We start from the raw sequence: 1,640 nt of genomic DNA on the forward strand, positions 1-1,640 counted from the left end.
CAAGGAATCCCTTATTGCTTCATGCAGAGTCTTTGCACTGACAGTAATATTTTTATATTTTTGCTGACCTTGATTTTCCTGCACACTTGTTCCAGGAGGTACCAAAATTTGATGAGTTAACTTAATTTCATCGTTCTTTTTACTTTTATCGATACCTTCTCCTACCACAAGGGATAATTCTTCAATATTATGACTGTCCCAACAGCCTGAAAGTAATGGAATAAGCAAGATCATCCATAATTTTTTCATCCGCTTCTTTTACCCCTTTTCACTTGAACGATTAAAAATGTAAGAATTGGCAAAGCAAAAAATATAAAGGGAAATACATATCCCAGAACATCACTCATTTTAAAAATCTCAACTGTATTTTTAGGAATTTTGGCAAGTAAAAAAATGACCGGGACAAGTACTATAAGGTTTGTCGTATAGGAATTCCGGAAAATTTTCGTTAATCCTTCTGCAGCAAAGTAAAAGTAAATTGTATGTGTACAAAAAAACTGAAGAATCCAAGTGATTAAGAGAAAAAGCTCTAAACGTTCGATAAAAATCCCTTTTACTTCATACGACTGGATAAACGAAATTGTCGGCCATGTAACGGCTTTAACTTCTGGAACAGTCAGCGTTGCCACTACCAGCACATATGTAATTACGTATAAAATGACCGGGATGGAAAAACCGATCAGAATCCCCTTTTTTACCTTGTTTTGATTTTTAACGAGACCAAACAAAAAGATAAATAGTTCAACTCCAAAAAAATACAAATGACCTTCCCCCATACCTTTTAAGACAGGTAGAATTCCGTTTCCAAGGACAGGTTGTAAGTTTTTTAAATCCACCACCCTTAGACTCAACAAGTAAATAAGCAAGACGATGACAATCGTCAATGGAAGAAAGAAGACGCAAACTTTGGCTATTGCCTTTATCTTTCCAGTCAGAAGATGAACACTTGCTAAAATTAATGAAAGTATCACTACTTCAACAGGCGTATTTTCCATCAAGTAAAAACGGACCATTTCACTCATGGCTAGCACTTCAAAACTAGCCACACCTATAAAGTAAATTACTATAACAAAGCCCAAAATTTTAGAGAGCCATTTTCCAAAAGCCTCCTCCATATAAGTGTAATAATCGGAAACTTGATGTTTTTTAAGCAGAAAAACCAATAAACATAAAAATAGGCCAATAATAATACCATTGAAAATTAAGATGATCCACCCATCCGGTGAATTAATATTATCCGTTATCGTCCTTGGAAGCGTCAGCATTCCTACTCCTAACATGCCACATGAAATAATAAAAGCCAATTCTACGCTAAGTATTTTTCCATCTGATTGGGTCATGAAGGCTCGCCTCCATTTTTACGCTTCGGTAACCTGACAAGTGCATCCTTCCAAGTCTTTTTATCAATAAAATCAAGCGGGTGAAAATAAGGCTCATGAAAGCTAGTCAATTTAGACAAATGACTGATAACAATAATAAAGAATAAAGTAGTTCCGTATAACCCTAAAACCGCGGCAAATATCATTGCTCCAAATCTTAATGCTCTGAAGGCCAATCCAAATCCATATTGTGGGACCGTAAAAGAGGTAATCGTGGTGATCGAAACGATAATAACCATGAGTGAACTCACAATATTTGCT

3 protein-coding genes are annotated in these 1,640 nt (G+C 35.5%); all 3 read right to left on the minus strand.

Annotated elements, in window-relative coordinates; translation table 11 throughout:
* A partial coding sequence (locus AC1DUW_RS28015; RefSeq protein ID WP_477644079.1) for a Ger(x)C family spore germination protein occupies positions 1-249 on the minus strand: 249 nt, incomplete at its 3' end.
* Positions 246-1,340, minus strand: a complete 1,095-nt coding sequence (locus AC1DUW_RS28020; RefSeq protein WP_053345945.1) for a GerAB/ArcD/ProY family transporter — start codon at positions 1,338-1,340, stop codon at positions 246-248. The genes AC1DUW_RS28015 and AC1DUW_RS28020, both read right to left, overlap by 4 nt.
* Positions 1,337-1,640, minus strand: a 304-nt coding sequence (locus AC1DUW_RS28025) for a spore germination protein (protein ID WP_477644080.1), incomplete at its 5' end; no start/stop codon positions are given. The genes AC1DUW_RS28020 and AC1DUW_RS28025, both read right to left, overlap by 4 nt.

It is taken from the genome of Peribacillus sp. P4_C12 (assembly GCF_056402095.1).